General features: G+C 64.2%; 30 protein-coding genes. 16 read left to right on the top strand and 14 right to left on the bottom strand.

Annotated elements, in window-relative coordinates:
• Positions 1–124: 124 nt before the first annotated feature.
• On the top strand, positions 125–1,780 hold the full coding sequence (gene ettA, locus R5H30_RS10715) for an energy-dependent translational throttle protein EttA (RefSeq protein ID WP_318328284.1): 1,656 nt from the start codon (positions 125–127) through the stop codon (positions 1,778–1,780).
• A 30-nt stretch (positions 1,781–1,810) separates the two neighbouring features.
• Here the strand turns inward: ettA and R5H30_RS10710 are convergent, their stop codons facing one another.
• A complete protein-coding gene (locus tag R5H30_RS10710) occupies positions 1,811–1,939 on the bottom strand; it encodes a hypothetical protein (RefSeq protein ID WP_318328283.1) in 129 nt (42 codons plus the stop codon).
• 200 nt (positions 1,940–2,139) lie between these two features.
• On the opposite strand from R5H30_RS10710, the gene R5H30_RS10705 reads away from it, so the two are divergent.
• Positions 2,140–2,379 carry an HP1242/YdcH family protein gene (locus tag R5H30_RS10705; protein WP_318328282.1) on the top strand — a complete coding sequence of 80 codons (240 nt, stop codon included), beginning with the start codon at positions 2,140–2,142 and terminating at the stop codon, positions 2,377–2,379.
• A gap of 16 nt (positions 2,380–2,395) precedes the next feature.
• On the opposite strand, the gene R5H30_RS10700 is transcribed toward R5H30_RS10705, so the two are convergent.
• The 3 genes from R5H30_RS10700 to R5H30_RS10690 all read right to left on the bottom strand — a co-directional run bounded on the left by R5H30_RS10700 (position 2,396) and on the right by R5H30_RS10690 (position 3,890).
• Positions 2,396–2,692 carry a hypothetical protein gene (locus R5H30_RS10700; protein WP_318328281.1) on the bottom strand — a complete coding sequence of 99 codons (297 nt, stop codon included), beginning with the start codon at positions 2,690–2,692 and terminating at the stop codon, positions 2,396–2,398.
• A gap of 135 nt (positions 2,693–2,827) precedes the next feature.
• The gene (locus tag R5H30_RS10695) at positions 2,828–3,118 is read right to left on the bottom strand and encodes a hypothetical protein (RefSeq protein ID WP_318328280.1); all 291 of its coding nucleotides are present in this window, start codon (positions 3,116–3,118) and stop codon (positions 2,828–2,830) included.
• A gap of 586 nt (positions 3,119–3,704) precedes the next feature.
• On the bottom strand, positions 3,705–3,890 hold the full coding sequence (locus R5H30_RS10690; protein ID WP_318328278.1) for a PLD nuclease N-terminal domain-containing protein: 186 nt from the start codon (positions 3,888–3,890) through the stop codon (positions 3,705–3,707).
• Positions 3,891–4,021: 131 nt separating this feature from the next.
• Here R5H30_RS10690 and R5H30_RS10685 point away from each other — a divergent pair, with 131 nt between their 5' ends.
• The 3 genes from R5H30_RS10685 to dacB all read left to right on the top strand — a co-directional run bounded on the left by R5H30_RS10685 (position 4,022) and on the right by dacB (position 6,554).
• Positions 4,022–4,291 (top strand): GlsB/YeaQ/YmgE family stress response membrane protein, encoded by a 270-nt coding sequence (locus tag R5H30_RS10685; protein WP_318328277.1) that lies wholly within the window; start codon positions 4,022–4,024, stop codon positions 4,289–4,291.
• Positions 4,292–4,355: 64 nt separating this feature from the next.
• Entirely contained in the window at positions 4,356–4,976 is a 621-nt protein-coding gene (locus tag R5H30_RS10680; RefSeq protein ID WP_318328276.1) for a nicotinate-nucleotide adenylyltransferase, read from the top strand.
• Between the two features lie 63 nt (positions 4,977–5,039).
• Positions 5,040–6,554 carry a D-alanyl-D-alanine carboxypeptidase/D-alanyl-D-alanine endopeptidase gene (gene dacB / locus R5H30_RS10675; RefSeq protein WP_318328275.1) on the top strand — a complete coding sequence of 505 codons (1,515 nt, stop codon included), beginning with the start codon at positions 5,040–5,042 and terminating at the stop codon, positions 6,552–6,554.
• Between the two features lie 26 nt (positions 6,555–6,580).
• On the opposite strand, the gene R5H30_RS10670 is transcribed toward dacB, so the two are convergent.
• A complete protein-coding gene (locus R5H30_RS10670) occupies positions 6,581–6,949 on the bottom strand; it encodes a tellurite resistance TerB family protein (RefSeq protein ID WP_412105129.1) in 369 nt (122 codons plus the stop codon).
• 173 nt (positions 6,950–7,122) lie between these two features.
• Here R5H30_RS10670 and R5H30_RS10665 point away from each other — a divergent pair, with 173 nt between their 5' ends.
• From R5H30_RS10665 to R5H30_RS10630, 8 genes are all read left to right on the top strand, one after another.
• On the top strand, positions 7,123–8,706 hold the full coding sequence (locus R5H30_RS10665) for a lysine--tRNA ligase (protein WP_318328273.1): 1,584 nt from the start codon (positions 7,123–7,125) through the stop codon (positions 8,704–8,706).
• A gap of 57 nt (positions 8,707–8,763) precedes the next feature.
• On the top strand, positions 8,764–9,165 hold the full coding sequence (locus tag R5H30_RS10660) for a DUF4864 domain-containing protein (RefSeq protein ID WP_318328272.1): 402 nt from the start codon (positions 8,764–8,766) through the stop codon (positions 9,163–9,165).
• Between the two features lie 361 nt (positions 9,166–9,526).
• A complete protein-coding gene (gene hemP, locus R5H30_RS10655; protein ID WP_318328270.1) occupies positions 9,527–9,694 on the top strand; it encodes a hemin uptake protein HemP in 168 nt (55 codons plus the stop codon).
• A 74-nt stretch (positions 9,695–9,768) separates the two neighbouring features.
• Complete coding sequence (locus R5H30_RS10650) at positions 9,769–10,167, top strand: hypothetical protein (protein WP_412105127.1); 399 nt, start codon at positions 9,769–9,771, stop codon at positions 10,165–10,167.
• A 136-nt stretch (positions 10,168–10,303) separates the two neighbouring features.
• Entirely contained in the window at positions 10,304–10,570 is a 267-nt protein-coding gene (locus tag R5H30_RS10645) for a (2Fe-2S)-binding protein (RefSeq protein ID WP_318328268.1), read from the top strand.
• Complete coding sequence (bfr, locus tag R5H30_RS10640; RefSeq protein ID WP_318328267.1) at positions 10,545–11,030, top strand: bacterioferritin; 486 nt, start codon at positions 10,545–10,547, stop codon at positions 11,028–11,030. Before R5H30_RS10645 ends, bfr begins: the two co-directional genes overlap by 26 nt.
• Before the next feature lie 102 nt (positions 11,031–11,132).
• On the top strand, positions 11,133–11,705 hold the full coding sequence (locus R5H30_RS10635) for a thioredoxin family protein (RefSeq protein WP_318328266.1): 573 nt from the start codon (positions 11,133–11,135) through the stop codon (positions 11,703–11,705).
• Between the two features lie 151 nt (positions 11,706–11,856).
• Entirely contained in the window at positions 11,857–14,139 is a 2,283-nt protein-coding gene (locus tag R5H30_RS10630) for a glycosyl hydrolase family 28-related protein (RefSeq protein ID WP_318328265.1), read from the top strand.
• A 3-nt stretch (positions 14,140–14,142) separates the two neighbouring features.
• Here the strand turns inward: R5H30_RS10630 and R5H30_RS10625 are convergent, their stop codons facing one another.
• The gene (locus tag R5H30_RS10625; protein ID WP_318328264.1) at positions 14,143–14,817 is read right to left on the bottom strand and encodes a hypothetical protein; all 675 of its coding nucleotides are present in this window, start codon (positions 14,815–14,817) and stop codon (positions 14,143–14,145) included.
• Positions 14,818–14,943: 126 nt separating this feature from the next.
• Positions 14,944–15,333, bottom strand: coding sequence for a VOC family protein (locus R5H30_RS10620; RefSeq protein WP_318328263.1), 390 nt, complete (start codon positions 15,331–15,333; stop codon positions 14,944–14,946).
• A 627-nt stretch (positions 15,334–15,960) separates the two neighbouring features.
• Here R5H30_RS10620 and R5H30_RS10615 point away from each other — a divergent pair.
• From R5H30_RS10615 to R5H30_RS10605, 3 genes are all read left to right on the top strand, one after another.
• Positions 15,961–16,266, top strand: a complete 306-nt coding sequence (locus R5H30_RS10615) for a hypothetical protein (protein WP_318328262.1) — start codon at positions 15,961–15,963, stop codon at positions 16,264–16,266.
• 170 nt (positions 16,267–16,436) lie between these two features.
• On the top strand, positions 16,437–16,643 hold the full coding sequence (locus tag R5H30_RS10610; protein WP_318328323.1) for a cold-shock protein: 207 nt from the start codon (positions 16,437–16,439) through the stop codon (positions 16,641–16,643).
• A gap of 136 nt (positions 16,644–16,779) precedes the next feature.
• Positions 16,780–17,331, top strand: coding sequence for a L,D-transpeptidase (locus tag R5H30_RS10605; protein WP_318328261.1), 552 nt, complete (start codon positions 16,780–16,782; stop codon positions 17,329–17,331).
• Between the two features lie 138 nt (positions 17,332–17,469).
• Here the strand turns inward: R5H30_RS10605 and R5H30_RS10600 are convergent, their stop codons facing one another.
• The 7 genes from R5H30_RS10600 to R5H30_RS10570 all read right to left on the bottom strand — a co-directional run bounded on the left by R5H30_RS10600 (position 17,470) and on the right by R5H30_RS10570 (position 24,222).
• Positions 17,470–18,450 carry an ABC transporter substrate-binding protein gene (locus R5H30_RS10600; RefSeq protein ID WP_318328260.1) on the bottom strand — a complete coding sequence of 327 codons (981 nt, stop codon included), beginning with the start codon at positions 18,448–18,450 and terminating at the stop codon, positions 17,470–17,472.
• Between the two features lie 32 nt (positions 18,451–18,482).
• Positions 18,483–19,325 carry an ABC transporter permease gene (locus R5H30_RS10595; RefSeq protein ID WP_318328259.1) on the bottom strand — a complete coding sequence of 281 codons (843 nt, stop codon included), beginning with the start codon at positions 19,323–19,325 and terminating at the stop codon, positions 18,483–18,485.
• Complete coding sequence (locus R5H30_RS10590; RefSeq protein WP_318328258.1) at positions 19,322–20,188, bottom strand: ABC transporter permease; 867 nt, start codon at positions 20,186–20,188, stop codon at positions 19,322–19,324. The genes R5H30_RS10595 and R5H30_RS10590 overlap by 4 nt, the downstream gene beginning before the upstream one ends.
• Positions 20,189–20,197: 9 nt before the next feature.
• Positions 20,198–21,007: an ABC transporter ATP-binding protein gene (locus tag R5H30_RS10585; protein ID WP_318328257.1), complete on the bottom strand. Its 810-nt coding sequence runs from the start codon at positions 21,005–21,007 to the stop codon at positions 20,198–20,200.
• A gap of 6 nt (positions 21,008–21,013) precedes the next feature.
• On the bottom strand, positions 21,014–22,474 hold the full coding sequence (gene hydA, locus R5H30_RS10580; RefSeq protein WP_318328256.1) for a dihydropyrimidinase: 1,461 nt from the start codon (positions 22,472–22,474) through the stop codon (positions 21,014–21,016).
• A gap of 88 nt (positions 22,475–22,562) precedes the next feature.
• Complete coding sequence (locus R5H30_RS10575; protein WP_318328255.1) at positions 22,563–22,886, bottom strand: type II toxin-antitoxin system RelE/ParE family toxin; 324 nt, start codon at positions 22,884–22,886, stop codon at positions 22,563–22,565.
• Between the two features lie 82 nt (positions 22,887–22,968).
• Positions 22,969–24,222 (bottom strand): Zn-dependent hydrolase, encoded by a 1,254-nt coding sequence (locus R5H30_RS10570; RefSeq protein WP_318328254.1) that lies wholly within the window; start codon positions 24,220–24,222, stop codon positions 22,969–22,971.
• Positions 24,223–24,393 lie beyond the last annotated feature (171 nt).

Genomic DNA, 24,393 nt, shown 5'->3' with positions numbered 1-24,393 from the left:
CCCTCGCGTCAGACACACCCCCGGCGCGCGCACCGCCGGGGGTTTTGCGTCTCCGCACCCGCCCCGTTGCACCCGTGCAGGGCTTTCACTACATGGGGCGCGAACCCTCAGACCGGAGTGAAACATGGCCGCCTACCAGTACGTCTACCACATGCACGGTGTCTCAAAGACCTACCCGGGCGGCAAGAAGTGCTTCGAGAACATCAACCTCAACTTCCTGCCCGGCGTGAAGATCGGTGTCGTCGGCGTCAACGGCGCGGGCAAGTCGACCCTGCTCAAGATCATGGCCGGCATGGACAAGGACTTCCAGGGCGAGGCCTGGCAGGCCGATGGTGCCAAGGTCGGCTACCTGCCGCAGGAACCCAAGCTCGACCCCGAGCTGACCGTGCGCGAAAACGTCATGCTGGGCGTGAAGGCCAAGAAGGACATCCTCGACCGCTACAACGAGCTGGCGATGAACTACTCGGATGAGACCGCCGAGGAGATGGCCAAGCTGCAGGACCAGATCGACGCCGAGAACCTGTGGGATCTCGACAGCCAGATCGACGTGTCGATGGAGGCGTTGCGCTGCCCGCCGGACGACGCCGACGTCAAGACGCTCTCGGGTGGCGAGGCGCGCCGGGTGGCGCTGTGCCGGCTGCTTCTCGAAGCGCCAGACATGCTGCTGCTCGACGAGCCGACCAACCACCTCGACGCCGAAACAATCGCCTGGCTGCAGCAGCACCTGATCGACTACAAGGGCACGATCCTGATCGTCACCCACGACCGCTATTTCCTCGACGACATCACCGGCTGGATCCTCGAGCTCGACCGCGGGCGGGGCATCCCTTACGAGGGCAATTACTCGGCTTGGCTGGAGCAGAAGGCCAAGCGGCTCGAACAGGAAGCGCGCGAGGACAAGTCCAAGCAGAAGACGCTCGAGCGCGAACTGGAGTGGATGCGGCAGGGCGCGAAGGCGCGGCAGGCCAAATCCAAGGCCCGAATCCAGGCCTATAACGAACTCGCCTCGCAGTCCGAGCGCGAGCGTATCACCCGCGCCCAGATCGTCATCCCGAACGGCCAGCGGCTGGGTTCGAAGGTGATCGAAGTGAGCGGCCTCGCCAAGCACATGGGCGACAAGCAGCTTATCGAAGGCTTGGACTTCTCGCTGCCGCCGGGCGGCATCGTCGGCGTGATCGGGCCCAACGGCGCGGGCAAGTCGACGCTGTTCCGGATGCTCACCGGCCAATTGGAGCCCGACGCGGGCAGTATCGAGTACGGCGACACCGTGGACCTCTCCTACGTCGACCAGTCGCGCGACGACCTCAAGGACGACGAGACGGTCTGGGAGGCGATCACCGGCGGATCCGAGCTGATCAAGCTTGGCGATGCCGAGGTCAATTCGCGCGCCTATTGCTCGTCGTTCAACTTCAAGGGCTCGGACCAGCAGAAGAAGGTCAACCTGCTGTCGGGCGGCGAACGCAACCGGGTGCACATGGCGCGGCTGCTGAAATCCGGCGGCAACGTGTTGCTGCTCGACGAGCCGACCAACGACCTCGACGTCGAGACCCTGCGCGCGCTCGAGGATGCGCTGGTCGATTTCGCCGGCTGCGCCGTGGTGATCTCGCACGACCGTTTCTTTCTCGACCGGATCTGCACCCACATGCTTGCATTCGAGGGCGACGCGCACGTGGAATGGTTCGAAGGCAACTTCGAGGATTACGAAGAGGACAAGAAGCGGCGCTTGGGGGCGGACGCGCTCGAGCCGAAGCGGCTCAAGCACAAGAAATTCGTTCGGTGAACTGACCTTACCGGGCGGACTCGCCCAGGCTCAACGCTTGCTGGTCGGGTCGAGATACCGCCATTCGCGCGGTGGCTTGGCCCACTCGGGGCGCGGCTTGGCCGCGACCGGCGGGTCGGTTCGAGTTGGCGTCAGGGCGATCTTCAACAGGCGCAGCATGGCGAAATCCTAAAGCTTTTTTCGGCGCGTCGGCCGTATCAATGTCTCACTGCTTAATGCTTCGTTGCGTTTGCGTCTGTGAAGAGCTTCACAGGTCGGGGCGGATCGGAACGGCGAAACTGCTGCTTGTTGATGCAGGTCAAGGAGGTGTTGCCCACTCTTTGCGACATCTGTCGACGACGCATCGACAGGAGAGGCAGATGTCCCATACCCCGCACGAGCTTGCCGAGGAATTTCCGGCGCAGACCGATCGCATCCACGCCTTGCGCGAGAGCGACGCGCATTTTCGCAAGCTGGCGGAGGAATATCACTCTGTGAATCGGGCGGTGCACCGGGCCGAAACGCTCTCGGAGCCGACCGACGAGGCACATGAAGCCGCACTGAGACGGCAGCGGGTTCACCTCAAGGATCAGATCGCCGCGATGCTGAACGCAGGCTAGGCCTGCGTCACACTTTCTAACCGACGGCCCTGAACCGCGAGGCTGCGCGGATCTCGCGGACACGGTCGCGCAGGATGAGATCGGCCGCGTGTTCCGAGGACCGGGCGCGCCGGGCGCGGTGCAGGCGATGAAAGTTCACCGCCAGCAGGATCGCGTGCAGCAGTGCGACGGCGGTCATGCCAAGGCCCGCGGAAAACACGATGAAGAAAAGGTTTGTCGCAAGGGCGAAGAGGCTGCCGGCAACACTTGGGCGCAGCGTCAGGGATGCGATCATTGCAAGACCCACGAACATGCCGATGGAAATCAGTAGCATCTGCAACCTCCAAACCTTTAACGACCGGGCGATCCCGGTCAGCAGCACCCATACGAATAGCCGCGCGGCGGCGCACGGTCTGTGACCTGCATCACATGCGGCGGGTTTTTTGGTCAGGTGCTCGAGCGGAGGAGGTCAGATTTCGGCGACCACCGTGCCCTTCATCTCGCCGGTCAGGCGCGTGAAGTCCTCGGATTGCACCTTGTGGCGGACGTCTTCGATGGCTCGGTGGGCGGCATCGCGGGTCGCTTCGTCCGGCCACTCCGTGATCGCGGCGCTGGTACGGGCACTGGTCCGCACGATCGTCACGCGGGTCGCCCCGAGCTCCTTTAACGCGGGCAGACGTTTGCGCCTGATGACGGACAGGTTGGTGTCGTAATCGGACCCGTCCGCGATTTCCCAGGTGGTAACGGTGACATAGCGCATCTTCCCCTCCCTCGCAGCAAGGCGGGCCGGGCAATGCTCGGGCCCGCAATTACAGCATAGCAGGATTCAAAGGAAAAATCATGCGCCGTGCGCTTCTCGCGGGCTGGCGCACGCCGCCGGGATGGCCAAATCAGGCCGCTATGTTACTGGATTTTGAGGTAAAGTTGGGTTTCTTCCGCGAGATGGATTGTAGACCACCCGTTAAGGCGATCGCGGCCCGCAATGCCGGCGGGCCGTGTGCCGTCACGAATTGTGACGGATGTAGTAGTCGCGCAGGATGGTCACGGCGACGACAATGATGATGCAGCTTACTTCGAACATGTCAGACCTCCTTCGTTGCAACAAGAATTGCACGTCAGGGGTGAATGGTCAGTGAAGCAGGTCACACGGCCGCGAAAAAAACTAAGTGCAACGTAGAGCGTCGTTTTGAGGGGCCGCCAGAGAAAGCTCAGCCGGACGGAGAACTGCCCAAACAAAAGTCCCCCGGCGCGGTGGGGGCCGGGCCGGGGGGTTTGCAAATCCGGGGACAAGGATTTGCGACAGGCCGCTGCTCGGGGACAATGAGCCGCGGACAGGCTAGGTCGTGTCAGACGCTTGCGCGCGACGAGCGGGGTCCTGCGATCAGCCAGATCAGCAGGCCGAGAACCGGCAGCGCGATGATCGCGATCGTCCAGATAACCTTGGCCAGGGTCGACGCGTTCGAACCAAGGACCTGAATGATCGCGTAGATGTCCGCGATCAGGATGATCAATCCGAGAATGCCATATTCCATTGTAACGGCTCCCACTTGAGTGTTCATTTGCAGATGAACGCGCGTTCGCGAGGTTTGGTTCCGAGGGTGGTTTCCGGTCTGCAAGCCGGCACTGGCAAAGAGAGCGAACGCTTCAACGAAGGGGGAATGACATGGAAGGTTTTCTGGACGCGCTCGGTGCGACCGCGCTGATCCTTCTCGTGATCGTCGGCGCGATGTCGGGCTACATTGCCAGTCGGATCGCCGGAGGCCGGATGCCGCTTTATATCGCGGTGGGGGTCGTCGCTGCGGTCGCAACCCCGTTCATTCTCGCAGGCCTGGGGTTAAGCGTGCTCGCTGCCGGTGGGCTGATCCTGCTGCTCGTGGCCGCCACCGCCGGTGCGATCGTCGTGCTGTTGATCGTGCGCGCGCTGATCAGATAGGCGCCACGATGACACCGTTCCGGCCTGTTCGGCCCCTGTGCGACGAAAGCCGGCGGACCGGCAGTTGACCGTGCCTCTTCCCCTTGCGCGACCCGGCCAGGCGATCGGGCTCTTCGGAGGTTCCTTCGACCCCGCGCACGCAGGGCACGTCCACGTCACGCTCGAAGCGCTCAAGCGTTTCGGGCTCGATCGCGCCTGGTGGCTGGTCTCGCCCGGCAACCCGCTGAAGGCCCATGGGCCGGCACCGCTGGAGGTGCGGTTGGAAAAGGCGCGGTGCCTGATGCAGCACCCACGGGTCGAGATCACGGGCATCGAGGCCGCACTCGGTACACGCTACACCGCACAAACGCTGGCGCGCTTGCGAAGACTCTGCCCCGGCGTGCGCTTCGTCTGGCTGATGGGCGCCGACAACCTTGCCGGTTTCCATCATTGGCAGGACTGGCGGGACATCATGATGACGGTGCCCGTCGGCGTCCTCGCCCGTCCGGGCGACCGTATTTCGGCGCGCATGAGCCCCGCCGCAAGGCTGTTCCGGGCGGCGCGACTGCCGGCCGCCGCCGCGCATCTTCTGGCCCACGCCGAGGCGCCGGCCTGGTGTTTTCTCAATGTGCCGATGATGGATCATTCCTCCAGCGCGATCCGTGCGGCCGGCGGCTGGCAGGCAAGCGATAAATCTTTCGTGTAACAGGGTCACGGAACGGGGCCGCGCATGTTGTGCGAGGGCCGCCGCGAAGGTTACAACCTGCGCATGACTGACGAACTTATCGCACGCCGAAATCGCGGCATGACGCGCCGCGGCCTGCTAGGCGGACTTCTCGCCACGGTCGCCAGCCCGGTCCTGTCGGAAGCACCGACCGTTTCGCTGCGACCGCACCTGCGCGGCGTCGCTGCCGCGCGGCCGCGGTTCGCAGAGGCCGAGACACTCGTGTCGCAGGCGAGGCTCAGCGGTGCGGTAGCCTTCGCCGTGGCCGACGCGAAAACGGGCGAGGTGCTGGAAGGCCAGTCGAGCGCCACCGCGATGCCGCCGGCCAGCACGGCCAAGGCGATCACCGCACTTTACGCCCTCGACACGCTTGGCGGCGACTTCCGCTTCGAGACCCGGGTCGCCGCGACCGGCGGGGTCGAAGACGGCGTCGTGAAGGGCGACCTGGTGCTCGCCGGCGGCGGCGATCCCGAACTCGACACAAACGGGCTAGCCGAGCTGGCCTCGGAACTGAAGGCGGCCGGAGTTCGCGAGGTGAAGGGTGATTTTCTCGTTTACGATGGCGCCCTGCCGCGGCTGACCCAGATCGATGCCGACCAGCTCGAGTACGTCGGCTACAATCCGGGCATCTCCGGCATCGCGCTGAACTTCAACCGCGTGCATTTCGAGTGGCGCCGGGCCGGCAGCGGATACGCCGTTTCGATGGACGCACGCTCAAACAAGTACAGGCCCGACGTCGGCGTCGCGAGCATGGCGGTCGTGAACCGCAGCTTGCCCGTCTACACCTATGCCGACGGCGGCGCACGAGACGACTGGACGGTGGCCAAGGGTCAGCTCGGCAATGGCGGCGCGCGCTGGCTGCCGGTCAAGAAGCCCGGCCTTTATGCCGGCGACGTCTTCGCGACCCTTGCGCGGTCCCACGGGATCAAGCTGAAGCCCGCGCAGACGGTCGACACCTTGCCGGGGGGCGTCACGCTGGCCGCGCGCAACAGCCGGGCCCTGAGCGAGATCCTGCGCGGGATGCTGAGGTATTCCACGAACCTGACAGCCGAGATGGTCGGCCTCTGGGCGACGCGGACCCGCGTCGGCCCGGTGCCGACACTTGCGGCTTCGGCGCATCAGATGAACCTGTGGTCGGTCGAGGCGATGGGCTGCGACGGGATGGACCTCAAGGATCACTCCGGCCTCAGCGATCAGAGCCGGGTCCACCCCGGCGACATGGTTCACGTGCTCGTGCGCGCGCACGAGGCGAACCTGCTACGTCCGATCCTCAAGGACGTGACGATGCGCGATTCCCAAGGGCGCCCGGTCAAGACCCACCCGGTGAAGGCGGCGGCCAAGACCGGCACGCTGAATTTCGTGTCCGGTCTCGCGGGTTACGTCACGGCGCTGGATGGGCGTGAACTCGCCTTTGCCATCTTCACCGCCGACGAGGATGCGCGCAGCCGGATCCCGCGCGCCGATCAGGAAGGCCCGCCGGGCGCGCGACCCTGGAGCGCACGGTCGCGGCGCCTGCAGGTCAAGCTCGTGGAGCGCTGGGGGACCGTCTACGGCAGCTGAGCCGCGCGGGCCGGCCTGCGCCCCTGTTAGGTCATGTGGCGCGCACGCGCCCCGCGCTCGATGGCGGCGGCATGAAGCCGGTCGAGGTCGAGCTCGTAGCGGATTTCCTCGAGCAGGCGCAGTTCCGGCTCGTAGAGTTGCCCGTCCGCGGCGGCCACGTCGCAGGCCAGCGCGTAGGCCGTCTCGTAAAGCCGCTCGGGCAGGGATTCGCGGATCAGACCGAACAGCGCGTCGAGCCCGTCTTCCTGCTCGAAAAGGTCAAAGACGATCTGGCTGACGGTCTTGAGACGGTCCTCATCGTAGCTGGCGAAGACCGGAAGCCCGTTCACCGCCGACTGGATCTTGACCAGTTCCGCGGTTCGGATGTTCTCGTCCGAGGCCGAGATCGAGATCATCAGCGCGACGAGGCAGTCCTCCGCACTGAGCGAGTGTGTGTTTTCTTCCGGCACGTCGGGGATCTTTCTCTGAAGCCACGCGGAGGGCAGATTATTGACGCCACCCATGCAAGGCAATAGGGACAGGCGGCGCTGCGCGCATCGGGTGCGCAGGCAGATTCCCGGGTGAGACGATGTCCGATTTGCGCGAGGCGGCACTGAACAGCAAGGCATGGCCTTTCGAAGAGGCCCGCCGGCTGCTCAAACGCTACGAGAAGGCCCCGCCGGAAAAGGGACACGTGCTGTTCGAGACCGGCTACGGCCCGTCCGGCCTGCCCCATATCGGCACCTTCGGCGAGGTCCTGCGCACCACGATGATCCGGCGCGCGTTCGAGGTCATCTCGGACATTCCGACGCGGCTGATCTGCTTTTCAGACGACATGGACGGGATGCGCAAGGTACCCGACAACGTGCCCGATACTGACATGTTGCGCGCGCACCTGCAGAAGCCTCTGACCTCGGTGCCCGACCCGTTCGGCACCCACGAAAGCTTCGGCGATCACAACAACGCCATGCTGCGGCGGTTCCTCGACACTTTCGGGTTCGAATACGAGTTCATCTCGGCCACCGAGTTCTACAAGTCCGGGCAATTTGACGACGTGCTGCGCCGCGCCGTCGAACGGTACGACGACGTGATGAAGGTGATGCTGAAGTCGCTGCGGGAAGAGCGCCAGCAGACCTATTCGATCTTCCTGCCGATCCACCCCGAGACCGGGCGCGTGCTTTACGTGCCGATGAAGAACGTCGATGCCGCGACCCATACCGTGACCTTCGACGACGAGGACGGTCGCGAGTGGACGCTGCCGGTCACGGGCGGGAACGTGAAACTGCAGTGGAAGCCGGATTTCGGGGCGCGCTGGGCAGCGCTCGACGTCGACTTCGAGATGTACGGCAAGGACCATTCGACGAACACGCCGATCTACGACCGCATCTGCGAGATCCTCGGCGGCCGAAAGCCCGAGCATTTTACCTACGAGCTGTTCCTCGACGACCAGGGCCAGAAGATCTCGAAGTCGAAAGGCAACGGGCTTTCGATCGACGAGTGGCTGACCTACGCCTCGACCGAGTCGCTCAGCTATTACATGTTCCTCAAGCCGAAGACGGCCAAGCGGCTGCATTTCGACGTGATCCCGAAGGCGGTGGACGAGTATCACCAGCAGTTGCGCGCCTATGCCGGACAGGAGTCGGCGCAGCGCATGGCCAACCCGGTGTTCCACATCCACGGCCACAACGTGCCGGCCTCGACGATGGTGGTGCCGTTCTCGATGCTGCTCAACCTCGCCTCTGTCGCCAATGCCGACAACAAGGCGCAGCTTTGGGGGTTCATCCAGCGCTACGCGCCCGACGCGAGCCCGGAGACCAACCCCGATCTCGACGCGGCGGCGGGTTTCGCGGTCAAGTACTACGAGGACTTCGTGAAGCCGACGAAATCCTACCGCTTGCCCACCGAGCTCGAGCGTGAGGCACTGCAGGACCTACGCGACCAACTGGCAGCCTACGAGGGTCCGGTCGAGGACGAGGCGCTGCAGTCCATCGTCTACGCCTGCGGGCGCGAGCGGTTCGACCCGCTGCGGGCCTGGTTCTCGGCGCTCTACGAGGTGTTGCTGGGCGCTAGCCAGGGACCGCGTTTCGGCGGGTTCATCGCCCTTTACGGCGTGGACGAGACTGTGGCGCTGATCGACGACGCCTTGGCCGGACGGTTCGTCACCTCTTCGTGAAACTCTTGCCGGATCGCTCCCGTGGCTTACCCTAGGTGAAGCTACGGGAGAGCGATCATGGGAAGACTTCTGAAAGCTGCGCTGTTCTGGCTGGCGATGACGGTTGGGGCACAGGCGCAGGATGCCGAGATCCGCGACACGATCAGTCAGCAGTTCGACGCGTTCAGGGCGGATGACTTTGCCCGTGCCTTCGAGTTCGCGAGTCCGCAACTCCAGCTGATGTTCCGCACGCCGGACAATTTTCGGGCCATGGTCACGCAAGGCTATCCGATGGTCTGGCGTCCCGCCGAGGTCCGCTTTCTCGACCTGCGCGAGGAAGGCGGCGCGCTGTGGCAGCGCGTGATGGTCACCGGCGAGAACGGCAGCGTGCATGTTCTCGACTACCGCATGATCCCCGTCGGCGACGACTGGCGCATCAGCGGGGTGCAGGTTCTCGAGAAGGCCGGCGTCGCCGCGTAACAACTTTCCGTTCGACACCTTATGAGACCGCGCACTTTGCGTGGGGTATAGCTCGCGTCTTGCCATCGATTTCTGATAGAAAAACTCGGATTGACTTTTCTGACTGAATCACTCAGAAATAAGGTTGAGTTGAGCCACTTCGACCTCTGCGCCGGGGAAGCCGAATCGAAAACGACTGAAGGCGATTGGCGAAGATGCAAACCGTGCCCCGTGACCCGAAACATCCGCCTCGAGAAAACCGTGATGACCGTGACACGTGCTGGGCCGATCTGATGGAACTGCTGCACGATCCCGTTCCGTCCGGCGGTTTGTTGCTCGAGTGCATCCTCGACCGCGTCGAAGCGCGGCGGGAGGCGGTCTGATGCCCGACGGCAGCCGGAGTGAAAGCGGAAGCAACTCGTGTCAGCAGATACCCCTGTTCGATGCGCGACTTATGACCAGCGGCGGAAACCTCGCCCAGATCGTTCTGGACGGACAAACCTACACGTTGCGCATCACCCGCGCCGGCAAGCTGATCCTGACGAAATGACGGACTGTCCCGCGAGACGCGGCGCAACGCCGGTTGGTCAGATCTCTGACCTGTCCGAAGTCGAGGCGGCTGCCGTGATCTACCTTCGCTTGTGGTGCGACGGGCCGGAGTCGCAGGCCAAGGTCTGGAGCGACTTCTCCGTCGCGCTGGGTCCGGCACGTGGTCGCAAAGCGCTGCGCACGTTCGAGGATCTGTTCGGGCTTTGTACCGCCCGAAGCCGCAGGCCGATGATGCGCCATGCCGTAAACTGCGCTTGCGTTGGATCGGACGAGGCGTGTTTCTGCAACTTCATCGCGACCGCGTTGGAAGGCGACCGCGAGGACGCGCTGCTCATTGCGACGCTGATGGTACGCGCGGATTTCGCGCCTGCGCTGACCGCGCTCGCAACTGAATACGGGTTGGCACTCAAGTCGATGATGATCCGGCCGACTGTGTACCAGTGTCCCTCGCAGAACCGGGAGCGCCTGCATTGAACCCGTACGAACGTGACGTCGCCCATTACGTTCGCAGCCTGCACCGGTCCGACCCGGCGCGGGGACGCTGCAAACCGTTGCCCGCGGATGTCAGGTTGGCTCGGCGGGTGATGCACGTGAAAACGCGAGTAGCCTGATGATCGTCTGCCACTGCCGGAACATAACCGACCGCGACATCAATGCCGCCATCGACTGGATGCGCACGGCCGATCCGACAACGATCATCACACCGGGCCGAATTTACCACGCGCTCGGAAAATCCGCAGACTGCGGCGGGTGCATGCCGCTCTTCCTGTCCACGATGCGTGCAAACGAAAGGCTGGAAGTTCCCGCCGAACTCCGTAACCTAAGAGCCGGAGCTATGGGGGATGCACGTCATGGACGGCGACAAGAAGGTTCTTGAATACCTGAATGCGGCCTTGCGCAGCGAATTGACCGCCGTCAGCCAGTATTGGCTGCACTACCGGATGCAAGAGGACTGGGGTCTCGGTCATATGGCCAAAAAGTCGCGCGAGGAAAGCATCGAAGAGATGCACCATGCCGACAAGTTGATCGAACGCATCCTGTTTCTTGGCGGCCATCCCAACCTGCAGAAGCTCGACCCGTTGCGCATCGGTCAGACCCCGAAAGAAACGCTTGAATGCGACCTCGCCGCTGAACACGAGGCCCGCAAGCTTTATACCGAGGCGCGGATTCACTGCGAGAAAGTCAGCGATTTCGTCAGCAAGAACCTGTTCGAGGAGTTGCTTCAGGACGAGGAAGGGCACATCGACTTTCTCGAAACGCAACTCGACCTTCTTGGCAAGATCGGCGACGAAAAATACGCGCAACTCAACGCCTCGACCATGGACGAGGCCGACTGAAGCGGCCCTGACGCGGACGGGGCGTAGTTCGCAAGGAGCTGCGCGTTGTGCTATTCTGAACCTGTGTGCGGCGGGAGGCGAAACATGCACAGGCGTCATTTCTTGTTTGCAACCGGATTTGCGATTGCTGCGGGTCGGGCTGCGGCCGAGGTCGCGATCGGCGATGATGGTTTGTACGAGCAACCGTTCTTTCTCGACAGCTTTCTCGAGATGGGTCCCGACCTCGACGACGCCGCAGCCGAAGGCAAGGGCCTGATCGTCATATTCGAGCAACGCGGTTGCCCCTATTGCCGCGAACTGCACGAGGTGAACTTCGCCCGCCCCGAACTCAGAAAACATATCGAGGAACACTTCGTCGTGGTTCAACTCGACATGTGGGGAAGCCGGGGCGTCACGGACTTCGACGGCGAAGAGCTGGAAGAGCGCGCACTGGCCCGCAAGTGGCAGGTGAATTTCACGCCGACCCAGATCGTCATTCCCGCGGCCAATGCCGGAGCCGGAAAGCTGCGCGATGCCGAAGCCTTTCGCCTGCCGGGATACTTCAAGCCGTTTCACCATCTGTCGGGGCTCGAGTACGTGACGAGCGGAGCCTGGCGCGAGCAACCGTTCCAGCGCTTCTTGCAAGACAAGTTCGCCGAGCTCCAGGCGCAGGGCATCGACCCCGACGTCTGGTAGCGCTGCAAGGGCGCGCCGGCACGGTGGTGTGAGACGACCTTAACCCCGCGTTTGATATGTCCGCGTCCCGTCCCGGTCATCCCCGGGACCGGGAAATCGATGTCGTGCCCGCGATCCGGGCGCGCACTGTCACGGGGGCGAGGGAAGGTTCATGAACAAGGCGATCACCGACGGCGTACAGCTGATGCCTCCGCCTTTTGCCGGCGGGCTCGATGTCTGGTCCAGCGGCGACGGGACGCCGGGGTCAGACACCTATTCGGCGGCGGCAAATGCTGCCTTCGTGCCGGCCGATCAGGATTTCGGGGGCTGCCTGGAACTGCTCAAGTCCGCCGGGACAGAGCGGCTGCGCTACATGGGCGAAACGCCGATCCTGCCCGGCTGCTACCTGCGCATAACAGCCCGCGTGAAGGCGATCAGCGGCAACCTGCCTTCGGTGCGCATCGCGGCCTTCGCGGGCGGCGCGGGCGGCGTGGCGGTCCCCGGCGTGACCGTGACCGGACCGAGCGTCGCGTTGACCGCCTACGGCCAGATCACCGAGGTCAGCGCGATCGTCGGTGCCGGACTGCGGGGCGGCGTCGACATGGTCTGGGGGCCCTCCGCGCTTTACGGGCATTTCGGGATCGACCTTACCGGTCAGACCGGCGGCGTTGTCCGTATCGACGACCTTGTCATCGAGGATGTTACTTCGGCCTTCCTGCGCGACATGCTGTCTGTGGTCGACGTGCGCGACTTCGGAGCGGTCGGGGACGGCAGTACCGACGACACGGCCTTCGAGGCTGCGAACCTCGCCGCGAACGGCCGCACCGTGCTGATCCCGAAAGGCACGTACCGGCTGAACTCCGACGTGACCTTCGATGCACCGACGCGTTTCGAAGGGACGGTGTCGATGCCGACCTCCGCGATCCTTTTTTTGCGCGGCAATTTCGACTTCCGCCACTACCTCGCGGCCTTCGGCACCGAGGAAACCGCCTTTCGCAAGGGGTTCCAGGCGCTGCTCAACAATGCCGACCACGACACGTTCGACCTTTGCGGGCGCAAGGTGGCGGTCACGGCCCCCATCGACATGCAGGCTGCCGTTCCCAACCGCGACAGCTATGCCACGCGCCGCGTGATCCGCAACGGCCAGCTCGAGGCGCAGGGCGACAGTGCCTGGGACAAGAGCGTGGTGACCTCACAAGCGACCTATTCGAGCGCCAGCAACAAGGTGCTCTCGAACGTCGTCAACGTCGCCAATGTCGAGGTGGGCGCGCTGGTCACCGGTGCCGGCGTGGGGCGCGAGGTCTACGTACGCGCGGTCAACGTCGGCGCGCAGGAAGTGACGTTGAGCGCCGCGCTGCACGACGCCGAGGGCACCCAGACCTACACCTTCACCCGCCATCGCTACATGCTGGATTTCTCGGGCTTCTCGGCGCTCAGCAAGTTCGTGCTGGCCGATCTCGAGCTGCAGTGCAACAGCATCGCCAACGGCGTGCTTCTGGCCCCCGCGGGCATCGTCTTTCAGCTTCAGGACTGCAGCATCGCACGTCCGCGCGACCGGGGCCTGACCTCCTGCGGAACGGGGTGCCAGGGGCTGCATGTCGACCGCTGCCAGTTCCTGTCCTCCGAGGACAGCCTCGATGTGGCGGACCGCGTGAGCATCGCGCTCAACGCAAACTCCAACGACGTCAAGCTGCGGGACAACCGTGCCACCCGGTTCCGTCACTTCGCCCTACTGGGCGGCGGGCACAACATCGTCACCGGCAATCACTTCTTCCAGGGCGACGGTGTGCCGGGCGGCATCCGCAGCGCCGGACTGATCCTTGCCAAATCGCATATCCTGTCGGTGGTGACGGGGAATTACGTCGACAACTGCTATGTCGAGTGGACGAACGAGCGCGACGCGAACCCCGAATTCTCCAGCGAATTCTCGTTCTCCGCCCTGACCCTGTCGAATAACATCTTCCTGTCTTCCGACGTCGCATCGTGGTTCACCTACATCGTCGTGAAGCCCTACGGTCCGGGACACTTCCTGGCCGGGGTTACGATCACCGGCAACCATTTCCGCACGCAGGAGAGCGGCATCGACCGGGTCGAGAAGATCGACGACGGCATCGCCGCGATGGACTTCACGCGGTTCAAGGACGTCACCTTCGCGCAGAACTCCTTTCACAACGTGACGACCCAGATTTCGAACCCGCTGCATCTGCGCCATGTGCAATCCACCGAGGCGGAGACATGGGTGATCGACAGCGCGGGGCTATTGCCGTTCGGTGCCGAAGTCCGCTCGGTCGATGCCGTGGTGCCGCACGGCCCGCTCCAGACAGGGCTCGGGCTGACGCGCAACGTCGCCCCGAACGTGTCGCCGGCGATGGGCACCGGTGGGGCCGAAGCACACCTGACCTGGGGCGAGGCCCTGCGCGGAGAGGTGCAGGCGACCCTGCGCATCGACGTCTGAGGTTCAGAACTCGCGCCAGATCCCCAGCTTGAGCGTCGGGCGGTCCTCCGCCCCGCTTTCGATCACAGCGCCGAACTGGAAGGTGAACCCGCCGAACCCCTCAGGCTCCCAGAGCACCGAGGGCGCGACCTTGGTCACCGTGGTCTCCTGATCGTACTCGAGAAACAGCTGCATCATGCCCTTCAGCCGCTCGCTCACGCCAAGCCCGAGCGTGCTGTCGAGCTTGACGATCTGGTCGCCCGTCATCGTCTCCCACTTGATCGTGCCGTCGATGGCGGCCCAGCCGTAGCGCTGCCAAAGTTCGATCCCGCGCCCCCAGTGCAGGCCGGTTTCGAGATAGGGCTGCGTCACCTCCATGTCCCAAGCGACCCCGGCGCCAAGCCGCCACGCCCACCGATGCGTGCCTTCTGCATTGCCCAGCGGGCGGCGCAGGAAGAACCCGGCGTAACTCGTGCTGGTACTTTCGGGGAAAAGCTCGATCGATAGGTCTGCGCCCACGGTCAGGTCGGGGCGGGCACCGAACTCGAGGTAGGTGCTCGCGTTTCCCTGCTCCTTGCCGTCATGCTCAATGCTGCTGGAGAAGAACCCTGTGCCCTCCTCGCGCATCCACGCCCCGGCCAGTACCGGCATCGCCAGCCAGAGCCAGACGGTCAGCGCAATAAGTCCGATGCGAGCCAAGGTGATCACCTCCTGCGCGCATCCTTGGGTGATCGTGGTTAATTTGGTGTTACGGGATTTTCGGCGCGCAAATGGGCGCAGGGCCGAGGTCCACCGCGATTGACGATGCTCGTGATGAGGTCGGTCTCAGGTGTCTTCGGAATGTTCCGACGCATCGAAGTCGATGTGGATGTGGTTGCCTTCGGGGTCGTGCAGGTTGACCTGCACGATCGGGAACCCCGGCACCGGATCGACGCTGTGCTCGATCCCCCGCGCCTGCAGCTTTTTGCGAAATTCCGGCAGGCCAGTCGCGCGGAAGGCAAAATGCTCAAGCGTTATGTCTCCGCCGCCGGCGCGCGCGGACGGCGCATCGACGAGATGGATGTAAGGCTGGTTGCCGAGATAGAGCCATGCGCCCGGAAACGGGAAGTCAGGTCGTTTTCCCGGCGCGAGCCCGAGGACGTCGCCGTACCAGTCGATCATCTCGTCGAGTTTCGCGGTCCGGACGTTGACGTGGTCGAATGCTATCAGTTCCATGGCGCGGATCATACGTCGGGGTCGCGCGATGTCACGGCCTTTTGCCGAACTTCCGTGGGGTCGGAAATGGTCTCCCTCCGACACGCCTTCGGAAAAGGCCCCGCCGGAAAGTCCGGCGAGGCGATGGCGACGATCGGTGGGGAGGAACCGTCGACGCTTAGATCGAAGCCCAGTCGGTGAACTGCCAGTCGGTGGGGCTGACCGGACCCGGAACGCGGCCTGCAGGGCGGCGGCGCAATCTGATGTCGGGACGTTTGCGGGTCGGTTGGAAATAATCGATTACGTCATGAGAAGTCATCACTCGTTCTCCATTTACCAATCCGGACTAATTCTCCGGACCATGTACCAATACTAACTCCCGCCAGCTTCACCGTCTGTGATTTTCATCACAATCGAGGGCTGAGAACGTTAACATCGCTCTCGTGACGTTCGGTCACGGATCGAACCCGCCACCACCGGTTTTGTTCCGACTACCCCAGGTCGCACGCACGCGGCGAGGCCCGGATCCCGAGCGAATCGCCGCGCCGCGTTCCGCGACCCGGCGACCGGTCAAAAAACCGTCTGGGCTCTTCATCAAGCCTTAACGGCGCGTCTCTAGACATGTCGGGCAGGCAAAGGGGTCAGGTCATGGCGGTCGTTTCGGTGCTCGTTGGCGGCATCTTCGGTTTTGCGAGCTTTCTTCTGAGCTGGTTTGCCTTCGGCGCCAGCTTTCTGGGCGCGCTTGCCGTCTATGCCGTCGTCGGTACCGGCATATCCGCCATCATGCTCGTAGTCGGGGCGATGCAGCAAAGCCGCGCGGCGGACGCCGCCGCGCGCCGCGAACTCGAGGCAGCGATCCGGTCCTGGGAAGAGGACGCGGCAGCCGACAAACAGACCGCGGACCACCTCCGTGCGCGGCAGGCCGAGGAGGACACCGGCTCCCAAGTGGCCTGACGGCCGGGTGTCCGCCCTTGCATCAGACCGCCGAAAGCGCCATAACGGCTGCTGCTACCGTTATTCTACGTCGACCCTCTGTCTCCCCCAAAGGCGATCAGGTTTCGATCCAGACCGACGCGCCGAGCCATCGCACCAACGCGGATGGCACAGATCAAGGAGACCACGGAATGGCCACTGGCACCGTGAAATGGTTCAACACTACGAAGGGCTTCGGCTTTATCGCGCCGGACGGCGGCAAAAAGGACGTGTTCGTGCACATCTCTGCCGTCGAACGTGCCGGGCTGACCGGTCTTGCCGACAATCAGAAGGTGTCTTTCGACATCGAAGCCGGCCGCGACGGCCGCGAATCGGCATCGAACCTCGCCCTTCTCTGAAGGGATCGTCCCATCGCGGACGTGATAGAGACCGGCGTTTCCTGACGGAGCGCCGGTTTTTGCGTTCCCGGACTTGCCAAAACCGGAACAGTTCGCAGAAAATGAAGTTGTTTCAGCAGTTCAGCCGGAGCCAGACATGCATCGACGTACCTTCCTAGCCAGCGCTCTCGCCACGACTGTTCTCCCGGGGATCGTCGAGGCCGAGGCAAAACCGTTCGACCCGCGCCCGCAATACGTGCGGATCAAGAAAGACTTTCTGCCGGGCCAGATGCTGGTCGTGCCGCGGCGCTACTACCTCTACTTCGTCACCGACCAGCGCGAGGCGATCCGCTACGGCGTCGGCGTCGGGCGTGCCGGCCTGCAGTTCCAGGGTGTCGCCTCGATCGACGTCAAGAAGGAATGGCCGACGTGGCGGCCCACCGACGAGATGATCGAGCGGGACCCGGTGCTCTACCAGCGCTTCGTAGGCAACGAAGAGGCGCAGCCGGGCGGTCCGACCAACCCGCTCGGGGCACGCGCGCTCTACCTCTTTCAGGACGGACGGGATACCTTCTTCCGCATTCACGGCACCACCGAACCGCAAAGCATCGGCCAGTCAGTCTCGAACGGTTGCATCCGGATGCTCAACGCGCATGTGATCGACCTTTACGAGCGTGTGCCGATCGGAACGGTGGTCACGGTACTCTGACTTTCTGCAGGCAATCGCCATCGCTCGACCGGCGAGCGGTCGTCTGCCGCGCCGGAAAGTCCGATCCATCCGCACCCCGGATTGAGAAAGGGGCGGCAGAATCCCTGCCGCCCCTTTATACTTCGCAGAAGCTTACTGTCAGTTCAGCGCCTTGTCCGTGATGTCGTGCGTAAAGGCACCCTCCGGTTCTTTCGTGATCATGCCGCCTTCCATGGTGATCTGAACCGAGCGGTCAAAGGCCGCCTCGTCGAGCCGGCCGTCCGAGCCTTCGGTCAGTTTCGCGATCTCGCCCATCATGCGTTTCTGGTGCTTTTCGGTCTGCGCGCCCGTCTCGTCGTATTCCAGCACGACCTCGGCGGCTTTGTCCGGGTTCTCTTCGGCCCATTTCCAGCCCTTCATCGAAGCGCGGACGAACCGCGCCAGTTTGTCGACCTCGGCCGGGTCCGAAAGCTTTTCCTCGGTCGTGTAGAGCCCGTCCTCGAGCGTCGAGATGCCTTCGTCCTCGTACTTGAAGACCACCAGGTCTTCGGGCGTGAGTCCTGCGTCGATGACCTGCCAGTATTCGTTGTAGGTCATGGTGGTAGCGCACTCGACCTGCTTCTGGAGCAGCGGATCGACGTTGAAGTTGATCTTCTGGATCGTCACGCCGCCTTCCGAGCCGTCCGTCGGGTAGCCGAGCTTGCCCATCCAGGAAAAAAGCGGGATCTCGTTGCCGAAGAACCAGGTGCCCAGCGTGTGGCCCGGGAAGTCGGCGGGCGAATTGATCTCGTGCTCTTTCAGACAGGTCAGCATCAGCCCCGAGGATGCGAAGGGCTGCGCGATGTTCACGATGGGTGCGCCCTTTTCGCGCGCGGCAAGTGCCGACGGAAGCCAGTCGACCATCACGTCCGCACCGCCGCCAAGCAGGACCTGCACCGGCGCGATGTCGGGCCCGCCCGGCTTGATCGTCACGTCGAGCCCTTCTTCCTCGTAGAAACCGTTCTCGAGCGCCACGTAGTAGCCCGCGAACTGGGCTTGCGTGACCCATTTCAGCTGCAGCGTCATTTCGTCGGCGGCCTGTGCCTGCCCGCCCCAGAACGCGACCGCGAGTGCCGCGGCGCCGAGTGTCTTGTTTGTCATGGTGTCTCTCCTTGTTGGTCTTCGATTTTTTTTCAGTGTTGTTGGGACGGGTGCCAGAAGGTCACCGCCCGTTCGATCAGGGCCACGGCCCCGTAAAACGCCGAGCCGGCGAGTGCCGCCACGACAATCTCCGCCCAGACGAGATCCAGCGCAAGCTGTCCGACCGAGGTCGAGATGCGAAACCCCATACCGCGCACGGGCGAGCCGAAGAATTCGGCCACGATGGCGCCGATCAGGGCAAGGGTCGAGGCGATCTTGAGCCCATTGAAGATGAAGGGCATGGCAGCCGGCAGGCGCAGCTTCAGAAGTGTCGGCCAGTAGCCCGCGGCATAGGTGCGCATCAGGTCGCGCTGCATCGGGTCGGTCGCCTGCAAGCCCTGCACGCTGTTCACCAGCATAGGGAAAAAGACCATGACCACGACGACGGCAGCCTTCGACTGCCAGTCGAAGCCGAACCACATGACCAGGATTGGGGCCATACCGATGATCGGCAGAGCGGCGACGAAATTGCCCACGGGCAGAAGGCCCCGCTGCAGGAACGGGAAGCGGTCAACGGCGATGGCCGTGAGAAAGGCCGCGCCGCAGCCGATGACATATCCCGAAAGCGCGCCCTTGATGACGGTCTGCACGAAGTCCTCCCACAGGATCGGCAGCGAGGTCGCCATGCGTTGGGCGATGGCCGAGGGGGCAGGCAACAGGACCGGGCTGATGCCGAAACCACGCACGAGGCCTTCCCAGACCGCGATCAGGGTCAGACCGAAGATCGCCGGGACAAGCAGCGAGATCAGCCGCGACGGTGGAAGACGCGAGAGCCGGGAATTGGCAGCCCAGCCCAGCGCCCATGCGCCAAGTGCGAAGATCACCCAGCCGGTCATCGCGCCATCCCCATGCGCTCGAGCGTGACGCGTTGCACCAGCCCGATCAGCGCCACCAGCGCCGCCGCCAGCGCCGCGGCCATGAAGAGCGCCGACCAGATCTGGATTGTCTGGCCGTAGTAGCTGCCCGCCAGCAGGCGCGCGCCAAGCCCGGCCACAGCACCGGTCGGCAACTCTCCGACGATTGCCCCGACCAGCGAGGCCGCGACGCCGATTTTCAGCGAAGTGAAGAGATAAGGCATCGAGGACGGCAACCGCAGCTTCCAGAAGGTCTGCTGCGCACTGGCGTTCCAGGTCCGCATCTGGTCGAGCTGCATCGCATCTGGGCTGCGCAGCCCCTTCACCATGCCGACGACCACCGGGAAAAACGACAGGTACATCGAGATCACCGCCTTGGGCAGCAGGCCCGAAATCCCCACGGCGTTCAGCACGACGATGATCATCGGCGCGATGGCGAGGATCGGGATGGTCTGGCTGGCGATGACCCAGGGCATCACCGACATGTCCATCGTCCGGTTGTAGACGATGCCGACCGCCAGCGCGATGCCCAGCAGCGTGCCCAGCGCGAACCCCGCAAGCGTGGCGCTGAGCGTGATCCAGGCGTGGTAGACCAGCGAGCGTTTCGACGTGATCTTCTTTTCCACCGTGGTGTCCCAGACCTCGACCGCCACCTGGTGCGGGGCGGGCAGCTTGGGCTTGTCCTGCGACCATGTATCGGCGACGAGTTCGGAGAACCCCAGCTCACGGTCGGCCCGCGCCGCGCTGTCGAGCGCCCAGGGCGCGTTGAGCCAGATCGCGGCGGCATACCAGATCGCGACGATCGCCGCGACCACCGTCAGCACCGGAAGCAGGGTCCGTGTCACGACCTGGCCTCAGTCATAGGAGTGCCCCGCGCGCAGCCCTTCGCGTACCCGGTGGGCGACCTCGAGAAACTCAGGCGTGTCCCGGATGTCGAGCGGGCGTTCGCGCGGCAGCGGGCTGTCGATGACGTCTGTGATTCGACCCGGGCGTGGCGACATGACCACGATCCGCGTCGACAGGAAGACCGCCTCGGGGATCGAATGGGTCACGAAGGCGATGGTCTTGCCGGTCCGGTCCCACAGCTTGAGAAGCTGCTCGTTGAGGTGATCGCGCACGATCTCGTCGAGCGCGCCGAACGGTTCGTCCATCAGCAGGATGTCGGCGTCGAAGCTCAACGCCCGGGCGATCGACGCGCGCTGCTGCATGCCGCCCGACAGCTGCCAGGGATACTTCTTTTCGAAGCCTTCAAGATCGACCAGGTCAAGAACCCGCGCCACCCGCGCGTCCTGCTCGGCCTTCGCGTACCCCATGATCTCGAGCGGCAGGCGGATGTTGCCGCCGATCGTCCGCCACGGATAGAGCCCCGCCGCCTGGAAGACATAGCCATAGGCACGCGCGCGGCGCGCCTCCTCGGGGCTTGCACCGTTCACGGTGACGCTGCCGCTGGTGGGCTGTTCGAGATCGGCCATCACCCGCAGGAAGGTGGTCTTGCCGCAGCCCGAGGGCCCGATGAAGCTCACGAACTCGCCCTTGCCGATCTCGAGGTCGACGTCCTTGAGCGCATGCACCGGCCCGTCCCCCGTCTGGAAGGTCAGGTTCAACCCCCGCGCCGCGATTGCCGTCTCCGTCACGCCGATCTCCGTCCCGCTGCCGTCCGCCATCCCGCCTCAGATTCCGGCCGGGATGTTCAGCGGATCGCGATGGATCATCTTGGGCGCATTGAGCTCCTTCCACTTCGACAGCGCCTTGGCCGCCGAGGAGAACGCCGGGCGCGGAATGAACCGCCCGCGTCCCGGGTTCGGCTGCGAATTCTGGCCCCAGGCCCAGATCACCTCGCCCCGGTTCAGCGTAAAGCGGCTTTGGGCCGTGACCTCGAAACCTTCGAAGACGTTGTAGTCGAGCACCGAGTGGTGGTTCGACGGGCTGATCGTCTTCGAGATCTTCGGATCCCAGACCACGATGTCGGCATCCGCCCCTTCCACCAGCGCGCCCTTGCGCGGGTAGATGTTGAGGATCTTGGCGACGTTGGTCGAGGTCGCCGCGACGAACTCGCTCGGCGTCAGCCGCCCGGTCTCGACCCCTTGCGTCCAGAGCACGGCCAGGCGCTCCTCGAGCCCGTTGGACCCGTTCGGGATGATCCGGAAATCGTCCTTGCCGGCGCGCTTCTGCTCGGTGGTGAAGGCGGCATGGTCGGTGGCCACCACCTGCAGGGATCCCGACTGCAAACCGGCCCAGAGACTGTCCTGGTGATCCTTCGAGCGGAACGGCGGCGACATCACGCGCCGTGCTGCATGGTCCCAGTCGGTGTTGAAGTACTCGCTTTCGTCGAGCGTCAGGAACTGGATCAGCGGCTCGCCGTAGACCCGCATGCCTTTCTGGCGCGCGCGCCGGATCGCCTCGTGCGCCTGCTCGCAGGAGACGTGCACGATGTAGAGCGGCACACCGGCCGCATCGGCGATCATGATCGCCCGGTTCGCCGCCTCTCCCTCGACCTCCGGCGGACGCGAATAGGCATGCGCCTCGGGGCCCGTCATGCCGAGGTTGAAGTATTTCTCCTGCAGTGCTGCCACTACGTCGCCGTTCTCGGCATGCACCATCGGCAAAGCGCCGAGCTCGGCACAACGCTGGAACGAGGCGAACATCTCGTCGTCCTCGACCATCAGCGCGCCCTTGTAGGCCATGAAATGCTTGAAGGAGTTGACGCCCATATCGACGGCATCCTTCATCTCGTTGAAGACCGTCTCGTTCCAGCCGGTGATCGCCATGTGGTAACCGACATCGGAACAGATCTGCGGCGCCGACTTGCGGTGCCACTCCTCGATCGCGTTCTTGATCGACCCGTCCGCCCCCGGCAGGCAGAAATCGACGATCATCGTCGTGCCGCCGACCGCGGCCGCCCAGGTCCCGCTTTCGAAGGTCTCCGCCGCCGTCGTACCCATGAAGGGCATCTCGAGATGGGTGTGCGGGTCGATGCCGCCGGGGATCACGTAGGCGCCCTCGGCATCGATGTATTCGCCACCTTTCAGATCCTCGCCGATCCGGCTGATCGTCTCGCCTTCGATCAGCACGTCCGCCTGCCAGGCCCGGTCTGCCGTGCAGACCGTCCCGCCCTTGATCACCTTGCTCATCGCATCTCTCCCGTCTCTGGCGGCACCGCCGCTTCTCTGGTTCCAAAATATCCCGGGGGAGTCCCGCAGGGACGGGGGCAGCGCCCCCTCAGACCGATCCGAAACACCCCAGCGCCGAACCGTGCACACCGATGTCCAGCGGCCCGAAATCGCTCTCGACGCAGAGCGAGAAGTAATCGGCCTGCGGCAGGTAGATGACGCGGTAGGTGCCGTCGCCGCCCGTCACGCTCCAGCAGCGCCGGGTGATCCCACCGGAAAAATTCACCTCGAGTTCGCGCGGCGCCTCGCGGGCCAACTCGAAATCCTGCGCCGTGCGCTTGAGATACCGGTCCGCGCCGGCCGCGGCGTCGCGCAGCTCCGCCGCGATCAGCGCGTCGATCCGCGCTCGCGCTGAAACCGGCCGCCCGGTCAACCGGTATCTCCCGAACCGGCGTCGGAATTTTCGGAATATCCCGGGCCGAATTCCTGCAGGTATTCGGCTGAGGCGCCCGCGGTCATCCCTCCGTTACCTCCGCCGTCTCGACGACAGCGTGCAGCAGCACCTCCGCACCGGCCGCCGCCCACGCCTTCGAGATCTCCTCGGCCTCGTTGTGGCTCAGCCCGTCGACGCAGGGGCACATCACCATTGCCGTCGGGGCCACGCGGTTGATCCAGCAGGCGTCGTGCCCGGCGCCCGAGATCAGGTTCATGTGGCTGTAGCCAAGGCGTTCCGCGGCATTGCGCACCGCGGCGACGCAGGTCTCGTCGAATTCCACAGGGTCGAACCCGCCGACCTTCTCGAAGGCGACCTCGAGGCCCATGTCGTCGCAGATCTTCTGCGCCGCGTCGCGCAGGCGCGCCTCCATGTCCTCGATCACCGCCAGATCCGGCGAACGGAAATCGACTGTGAAGATGGCCTTGCCCGGGATCACGTTGCGCGAGTTCGGATGCACCTCGATATGGCCCGCCGCACCGACGGCGTGCGGCTTGTGCGACCAGGCGATCTCGTCGACACTCTCGAGGATTCGCGCCATCCCGAGACCGGCGTTCTTGCGCATCGGCATCGGGGTGGACCCGGTGTGGCTGTCCTTGCCGGTTACCGTCACTTGGGTCCAGCTCAGCCCCTGCCCGTGGGTGACGACACCGATATCCTTGCCCTCGGCTTCGAGGATCGGCCCCTGCTCGATGTGCAATTCGAAGAACGCCTTCATCTTGCGCGCACCGACCTCTTCCGAGCCCTTCCAGCCGATCCGTTCGAGTTCATCGCCAAAGGATTTGCCTTGCGCATCCTCGCGCGCATAGGCCCAATCCTGCGTGTGCACGCCCGCGAAGACGCCCGAGGACAGCATCGCCGGCGCGAACCGCGTGCCTTCCTCGTTCGTCCAGTTTGTCACGACAATCGGGTGCCGGGTGCGGATGTCGAGGTCGTTCAGCGTGCGGATGATCTCGAGCCCGCCCAGCACGCCCAACACGCCGTCGTACTTGCCGCCCGTGGGCTGGGTGTCGAGGTGGCTGCCGACATAGACCGGCAGCGCGTCCGGGTCCGTGCCCTCGCGCCGGGCGAACATGTTGCCCATCTGGTCGAGGCCCATCGTGCACCCCGCCGCTTCGCACCAGGACTGGAACAGCGCGCGCCCCTCACCGTCTGCGTCGGTCACTGTCTGGCGATTGTTCCCGCCCGCGACACCGGGACCGATCTTGGCCATTTCCATGAGGCTGTCCCACAGCCGGTCGCCATCAACCTTCATGTTCTGTCCGGGTGCTGTCATGCCCTGTCGTCTCCCCTCGCCGCGTTTTGCGCCCGCGGTCAATTTTTACCATTTGGTAAAGACACGATTGCGGCTAGCATGGTGCCTGTCAAGATTTGCTTTGGAGCCATGTTCCGCAGCCACAGGCACGATACACGGCCGCGCTGAAATTTGCAGCAGGCCCGAGACCGG

The sequence above is a fragment of the Roseobacter sp. FCG-D35 genome (assembly GCF_033436665.1).
In the GTDB taxonomy this organism is placed as follows: Bacteria; Pseudomonadota; Alphaproteobacteria; order Rhodobacterales; family Rhodobacteraceae; genus JAWQFO01.
Note: the sequence above shows the minus strand (reverse complement) of the source record. Positions and strands in the feature narration are given on the sequence as shown.

Excerpts from the sequence above, each read along its gene's own strand:
- ettA (WP_318328284.1), top strand. The coding sequence starts at position 125 with ATGGCCGCCTACCAGTACGTCTACCACATGCACGGTGTCTCAAAGACC.
- R5H30_RS10710 (WP_318328283.1), bottom strand. The coding sequence starts at position 1,939 with ATGCTGCGCCTGTTGAAGATCGCCCTGACGCCAACTCGAACCGACCCG.
- R5H30_RS10705 (WP_318328282.1), top strand. The coding sequence starts at position 2,140 with ATGTCCCATACCCCGCACGAGCTTGCCGAGGAATTTCCGGCGCAGACC.
- R5H30_RS10700 (WP_318328281.1), bottom strand. The coding sequence starts at position 2,692 with ATGCTACTGATTTCCATCGGCATGTTCGTGGGTCTTGCAATGATCGCA.
- R5H30_RS10695 (WP_318328280.1), bottom strand. The coding sequence starts at position 3,118 with ATGCGCTATGTCACCGTTACCACCTGGGAAATCGCGGACGGGTCCGAT.
- R5H30_RS10690 (WP_318328278.1), bottom strand. The coding sequence starts at position 3,890 with ATGGAATATGGCATTCTCGGATTGATCATCCTGATCGCGGACATCTAC.
- R5H30_RS10685 (WP_318328277.1), top strand. The coding sequence starts at position 4,022 with ATGGAAGGTTTTCTGGACGCGCTCGGTGCGACCGCGCTGATCCTTCTC.
- dacB (WP_318328275.1), top strand. The coding sequence starts at position 5,040 with ATGACTGACGAACTTATCGCACGCCGAAATCGCGGCATGACGCGCCGC.
- R5H30_RS10670 (WP_412105129.1), bottom strand. The coding sequence starts at position 6,949 with ATGATCTCGATCTCGGCCTCGGACGAGAACATCCGAACCGCGGAACTG.
- R5H30_RS10665 (WP_318328273.1), top strand. The coding sequence starts at position 7,123 with ATGTCCGATTTGCGCGAGGCGGCACTGAACAGCAAGGCATGGCCTTTC.
- R5H30_RS10660 (WP_318328272.1), top strand. The coding sequence starts at position 8,764 with ATGGGAAGACTTCTGAAAGCTGCGCTGTTCTGGCTGGCGATGACGGTT.
- hemP (WP_318328270.1), top strand. The coding sequence starts at position 9,527 with ATGCCCGACGGCAGCCGGAGTGAAAGCGGAAGCAACTCGTGTCAGCAG.
- R5H30_RS10645 (WP_318328268.1), top strand. The coding sequence starts at position 10,304 with ATGATCGTCTGCCACTGCCGGAACATAACCGACCGCGACATCAATGCC.
- bfr (WP_318328267.1), top strand. The coding sequence starts at position 10,545 with ATGGACGGCGACAAGAAGGTTCTTGAATACCTGAATGCGGCCTTGCGC.
- R5H30_RS10630 (WP_318328265.1), top strand. The coding sequence starts at position 11,857 with ATGAACAAGGCGATCACCGACGGCGTACAGCTGATGCCTCCGCCTTTT.
- R5H30_RS10620 (WP_318328263.1), bottom strand. The coding sequence starts at position 15,333 with ATGGAACTGATAGCATTCGACCACGTCAACGTCCGGACCGCGAAACTC.
- R5H30_RS10615 (WP_318328262.1), top strand. The coding sequence starts at position 15,961 with ATGGCGGTCGTTTCGGTGCTCGTTGGCGGCATCTTCGGTTTTGCGAGC.
- R5H30_RS10610 (WP_318328323.1), top strand. The coding sequence starts at position 16,437 with ATGGCCACTGGCACCGTGAAATGGTTCAACACTACGAAGGGCTTCGGC.
- R5H30_RS10605 (WP_318328261.1), top strand. The coding sequence starts at position 16,780 with ATGCATCGACGTACCTTCCTAGCCAGCGCTCTCGCCACGACTGTTCTC.
- R5H30_RS10600 (WP_318328260.1), bottom strand. The coding sequence starts at position 18,450 with ATGACAAACAAGACACTCGGCGCCGCGGCACTCGCGGTCGCGTTCTGG.
- R5H30_RS10595 (WP_318328259.1), bottom strand. The coding sequence starts at position 19,325 with ATGACCGGCTGGGTGATCTTCGCACTTGGCGCATGGGCGCTGGGCTGG.
- R5H30_RS10585 (WP_318328257.1), bottom strand. The coding sequence starts at position 21,007 with ATGGCGGACGGCAGCGGGACGGAGATCGGCGTGACGGAGACGGCAATC.
- hydA (WP_318328256.1), bottom strand. The coding sequence starts at position 22,474 with ATGAGCAAGGTGATCAAGGGCGGGACGGTCTGCACGGCAGACCGGGCC.
- R5H30_RS10570 (WP_318328254.1), bottom strand. The coding sequence starts at position 24,222 with ATGACAGCACCCGGACAGAACATGAAGGTTGATGGCGACCGGCTGTGG.